The following is a 4,865-nucleotide window of genomic DNA, read 5'->3' as shown; positions in this document are numbered from 1 at the left end:
GCGCCAGCGCCGGCACGAAGGATGGCGAGCAGTGGCCGATGACGCGCATCATGCGCGAGTTCGCCCAACCCGACATCAGCTTTGAAAGCAAGCCCTGGGGCATGCAGCTGACCGCGCTGCGCGCCATGACCGATAAACTCACCCATGTGCGCGTGACCAACGCGATCTTCCCGGCCACGTTTGTGATTCCGCTGTCGGAAACCATGACCATCACGCAGATGCATGTGCCGGTAGACGACACGAACACCTACTGGTACACCTTCTTCACCAGCTTTGGCGCCCCGCTGGACCGCGAGAGCATGCGCGCGCAGCGCCAGCAGTTCATTGCCCTGCCCGATTACATCCCCAAAGCGGGCCGCCACAACAACTGGGGCTTCAACGCCGAAGAGCAGATGAGCACCACCTACTTGGGCATGGGCGAAGAAGACATCAATGTGCACGACCAATGGGCCGTGGAAAGCATGGGCGAAATCCAGGACCGCACACGCGAACACCTGGCCACCTCCGACAAGGTCATCATGGCCAACCGGCGCGTGCTGCTCAAGGCGATTGAGACCGTGCAAAACGGCGGTGTGGCGCCCGGCATTGCCGACCCTGCGCAGGCCAGGGTGATCACCGGTCCCGATACGGTGGACGGCATTGCGCCGGCCGGTGAATGGGCCGCGTGGTGGCAGCAAACCGCCCGCACCAAACGCGAGAGTGCGCCGTGGCTGGGCGCCGGGGCCACCTCCAACTCACCCAGCACCGTCACTCAACCATGAGCAGCTTTGCGGTGCAATGCGGAGTGCACGACGCCGCAAGGCAGGCTGCGCTGGCCGATGCCACGCGGCGCATCGAGGCGCGCGGCCTGGAGCTGGTACGTTTTGCCTGGTGCGACCTGCACGGCATGCTGCGCGGCAAGACACTGGTGGCCTCTTCAGCCGGACAAGCCATGACGGACGGCGTCGGCATGGTGAGCACATTGCTGCTCAAGGACACCGCCGACCGCACCGCGTACAAAGTGTTCGAGGCCGGCGGCGCCGACGAACTGCCGGGTTTTGAATTTGGCGGCAATGTGATGCTGCTGGCCGACCCGGCAAGCTTGAAAGAATTGCCCTGGGCCGACAAAACCGGCTGGGTGCAATGCCAGCCATGGTTTCCCGACGGCCGCCCGGTAGAACTCGACACGCGCCGGGTACTGCAAGATGCTCTCGCCAAACTGGCGGAGGCCGGCTACAGCATGAAGTGCGGGTTGGAGATCGAGTTCCACATTTACCGGATTTCCGAGGGTGGCAACGCTCCCCAGCTTGACCCGGCGCTGGCCGACTGGCCGGGCTTGCCGCCGGAGGTGCGCATGATCCATCCCGGCTACCACCTCCTGTCAGAGCAATGGGCGGACATGGCCGAAGAGCCGCTGCGCATCGTGCAGCGCACGGCGCAGGCGCTGGGCCTGCCACTGCTGTCGCTGGAAATCGAACTGGGGCCCAGCCAGGTCGAGGCGGTGTTTGAAGCCACCGATGCGTTGACTGCCGCCGACAACATGGTGCTGTTTCGCAGCGCGGTGAAGCAGGCCTTGCGGCGTGCCGGTTACCACGCGACCTTCGTGTGTCGCCCGCCCTTTCCCAACATCATGTCCAGCGGCTGGCATCTGCACCAGTCACTGGTGGACCTGAAAACCGGTGCCAACGCCTTCAAACGCCAAAGCCCCGCGGACGGAAGCACACCCGTGCACGCGCAGTACATGCTGACCGAAACCGGCGAACACTACCTCGCCGGGTTGCTCGCGCATGCGCGCGGCATGACGGCCTTCTGCACGCCCACCATCAATGGTTTCGGCCGCTTTCGGCCGAATGCGCTGGCGCCCCAATCGATTTTGTGGGGCCGGGACAACCGCGGTGCCATGCTGCGCGTAGTTGGCCAATGCAACGACAACGGCACACGTATCGAGAACCGCCTCGGCGAACCCGCCGCGAACCCTTATCTCTATCTGGCCTCGCAAATCCACGCCGGGCTGGACGGCATCGCGCGCCGCCTGAAAGCCCCGCCGGCCACCGACGCGCCTTATGGTGACACCGCCGAGAAATTGCCCACCAGTCTCGAAGAGGCGCTGCAAGCCTTGCAAGGCGACAGGGCGCTGGTGGAGGCATTCGGCAGCGCGTTCGTGGCTTACCTCACGCGAGTCAAACAGGCCGAAATCACCCGCCATGCCGAGGCCCAGGACCAGGACGACTGGCAAAGACGTGAATACTTCAGCCGGATCTAGCCGCCACGGCCATCCCTAAAAAAAACATGATCACCATCCATTTCATCGAATCGGGCGGCCGCTCCACGCCGGTAAAAGGCAAGGTTGGCAAAAGTCTGATGGAAGCCGCAGTGGCCGCAGGCATTGACGGCATTGCCGCCGACTGCGGCGGCCTGCTGACTTGCGCCACCTGCCATGTACACGTGCAGGAGCCTTTTTCCTCGGACACGCAAACCCTGCCGCCACCTGATGGCGAAGAGCTCGGCATGCTGGCATTTACCGCCGCGCCGCGCCTTCCCAACAGCCGGCTCAGTTGCCAGATCAAGCTCACGCCCGCGCTCGACGGATTGACGGTAGAGTTGCCGGCTACCCAGTATTAATTACTTCAGAAAGTTGTTCATGATTCTCGAACTCGCCGACATCCGCATTCACCCGGGCCAGCAAGCAGCTTTTGACGAAGCCATCCAGCGCGGCATCCGCGAAGTCATTTCCAAAGCCAGGGGCTTTCAAGGTTTCAAGGTCAACAAGGGCATTGAAAGCCCTGAGCGCTACATCCTGCAGATCTTCTGGGACACACTGGAAAACCACACCGTCGACTTTCGTCAGTCGCCCGCCTTTGCCGACTGGCGAGCCATTGTCGGGCCCTTCTTTGCCGGCCCGCCCACGGTGGAGCATTTCGCCCTGGTGGCCAAGTCAGCCTGAGCCTTTGGCCAGGGCCTGGCAAACAGGCAGACAATAAAAAACGGGGCTGACGRCCCCGTTTTTTATTGTCTGCGCGCAGTTCCGATGCCGGCTACCTGGCCGCGTTTTCGTGGCCGCTGATCAGCTTCCCAAGCAACACGCCGAGCTGCACCCGCTCGTCATCATCCAGCGGACTCACGATGCGCTGCTGTGCCTTGCTGACAGCACGTTTCATCTGCAGTGCAACTTTTTCCCCTTCGGGCGTCGTCCACAGCAATTTGCGGCGCTTGTCAGATGGGTCAGCCTCCCGCTTGACCCAGCCTTTGGCTTCCAGCCGACCGATCACCGAGCCGAAAGTGGCCGGGTCAAAGGCAACGCGGCCCGACAGCGTGATCTGGTCTTCGCCCGGGTCGTCCATCAAGGCGTTCAGGATGGCGAACTGCACAGGCGTCGCGTCAAAACCGGCTGTTTCCTCCATGAAGATCGCAACCGCGAGTTGTTGCGCCCGGCGAATCAAGTGCCCGGGGGCCTCGCTGAAGTTAAAGCTTTTTGCCATTTGCCGAGTTTACCGTTCAGCTTTGCGCTCAGGGTATGTACTAGGGACATACATGATAAGCATACTTATCATTGTCAAAGCCCCCCTGATACCCTCTCACACATGTCACACACATCCCCCATCCTCATCTCGGGCGGCGGCATCGGCGGGCTGGCCGCGGCCCTGGTGCTCGCGCAGGACGGGCGCGCCGTGACACTCATGGAGCAGGCGGCGAGTTTTGGCGAGATCGGCGCCGGCATCCAGCTCGGTCCCAATATTTTCCGCATGTTTGACTACCTGGGCCTCACTGAAGCCGTCAACCGTGTGGCGTTCTTTCCCACCGGTCTTGGCATGAACGATGTGCGCACGGGCGAGAAGGTTGTCCGTGTCCCGCTTGGCGACCTGGCCCGCGCCACCTATGGCTTTCCTTATGGCGTGATTTACCGCGCCGACCTGCACCAGGTGTTCCTCAATGCCTGCCGGGCGCAGCCCAACGTCACCTTGCGCACCAGCGCCAGGGTGGAGTCGTTTGACCAGTCGGAAAGCGGCGTGACTGTGCACCTTGCAGGCGGAGAAACCGTTGAAGGCAGCGCGCTGATAGGCGCAGACGGCATCTGGAGCCGCATCCGTGAAGCCGTGGTGGGCGACGGCAAACCTCGCGTGTCGGGGCATATCGCCTACCGCGCCGTGCTCAGGCGTGAGGATGTTCCGGCTCATCTGTGGAGCGACGATGTGCTGCTTTGGGGCGGCGAGAAAACCCATCTGGTTCACTACCCACTGCGCCGCGGCGAACTCTTCAACCTGGTGGCTGTTTTTCACAGCAACAAATACGATGAGGGCTGGAACACCTTTGGCGATACAGCCGAGCTTAACGAGCGTTTCGCCGATGCCTGCCCACAAGTCAAGGAACTGCTGGGGAAAATCGAGACCTGGAAGATGTGGGTGCTGTGCGACCGCGAACCCGTGAAAAACTGGACCGACCGGCGCGTGACCCTGCTGGGCGACGCCGCCCACCCGATGCTGCAGTACCTGGCCCAAGGCGCCGGCCAGGCTATTGAAGACGCCGTCGTGCTGCGTGAAGCGCTGCGCTTTACCCGCGGCGATGTGCCAAAGGCTTTTCAGAAATACCAGCAAAAGCGCTACCTGCGCACTGGCCGCGTGCAATTGACTGCCCGTTTTTACGGTGATATTTACCATGCGGCCGGTGTTCAACGCGAATTGCGCAACCAGATGTTCCAGAGCGGCACCGAGAGCGCGGGTTTCGCCGGCCTGAAGTGGATGTACGACGGAATCGAGCCGTCAAAACTGTTCCAATGACGGTTTCAAAAGCCCCAGGGATTGTCATGACTCTTCTTCCCAACACCGCTGCCCTCCGGATAATTGCTACGCTTTTGATAGCTGCTTGCGCTTATCCCTCGTGGGCTGCAT

General features: G+C 62.0%; 5 protein-coding genes and 1 pseudogene. 5 read left to right on the top strand and 1 reads right to left on the bottom strand.

Going from position 1 to position 4,865, the window contains the following annotated elements:
* The 4 genes and pseudogenes from AC1D1X_RS15750 to AC1D1X_RS15735 all read left to right on the top strand — a co-directional run.
* Positions 1–761: pseudogene (locus tag AC1D1X_RS15750) on the top strand (aromatic ring-hydroxylating dioxygenase subunit alpha); the annotation flags it as partial.
* Positions 758–2,242 (top strand): glutamine synthetase family protein, encoded by a 1,485-nt coding sequence (locus AC1D1X_RS15745; protein ID WP_477669098.1) that lies wholly within the window; start codon positions 758–760, stop codon positions 2,240–2,242. The pseudogene AC1D1X_RS15750 and the gene AC1D1X_RS15745, both read left to right, overlap by 4 nt.
* 26 nt (positions 2,243–2,268) lie before the next feature.
* Positions 2,269–2,601, top strand: a complete 333-nt coding sequence (locus tag AC1D1X_RS15740; RefSeq protein ID WP_477669097.1) for a 2Fe-2S iron-sulfur cluster-binding protein — start codon at positions 2,269–2,271, stop codon at positions 2,599–2,601.
* A gap of 19 nt (positions 2,602–2,620) precedes the next feature.
* Complete coding sequence (locus tag AC1D1X_RS15735; protein ID WP_477669096.1) at positions 2,621–2,923, top strand: antibiotic biosynthesis monooxygenase family protein; 303 nt, start codon at positions 2,621–2,623, stop codon at positions 2,921–2,923.
* Between the two features lie 91 nt (positions 2,924–3,014).
* Here the strand turns inward: AC1D1X_RS15735 and AC1D1X_RS15730 are convergent, their stop codons facing one another.
* Positions 3,015–3,458, bottom strand: coding sequence for a MarR family winged helix-turn-helix transcriptional regulator (locus tag AC1D1X_RS15730; protein ID WP_477669095.1), 444 nt, complete (start codon positions 3,456–3,458; stop codon positions 3,015–3,017).
* 102 nt (positions 3,459–3,560) lie between these two features.
* Here AC1D1X_RS15730 and AC1D1X_RS15725 point away from each other — a divergent pair, with 102 nt between their 5' ends.
* A complete protein-coding gene (locus AC1D1X_RS15725; RefSeq protein WP_477669094.1) occupies positions 3,561–4,754 on the top strand; it encodes a 3-hydroxybenzoate 6-monooxygenase in 1,194 nt (397 codons plus the stop codon).
* Positions 4,755–4,865: the final 111 nt, after the last annotated feature.

The organism is Polaromonas sp. P1_G4, assembly GCF_056405475.1.
This window is presented reverse-complemented; position numbering and strand designations above follow the sequence as displayed.

Excerpts from the sequence above, each read along its gene's own strand:
- AC1D1X_RS15730 (WP_477669095.1), bottom strand. The coding sequence starts at position 3,458 with ATGGCAAAAAGCTTTAACTTCAGCGAGGCCCCCGGGCACTTGATTCGC.
- AC1D1X_RS15725 (WP_477669094.1), top strand. The coding sequence starts at position 3,561 with ATGTCACACACATCCCCCATCCTCATCTCGGGCGGCGGCATCGGCGGG.
- AC1D1X_RS15740 (WP_477669097.1), top strand. The coding sequence starts at position 2,269 with ATGATCACCATCCATTTCATCGAATCGGGCGGCCGCTCCACGCCGGTA.
- AC1D1X_RS15745 (WP_477669098.1), top strand. The coding sequence starts at position 758 with ATGAGCAGCTTTGCGGTGCAATGCGGAGTGCACGACGCCGCAAGGCAG.
- AC1D1X_RS15735 (WP_477669096.1), top strand. The coding sequence starts at position 2,621 with ATGATTCTCGAACTCGCCGACATCCGCATTCACCCGGGCCAGCAAGCA.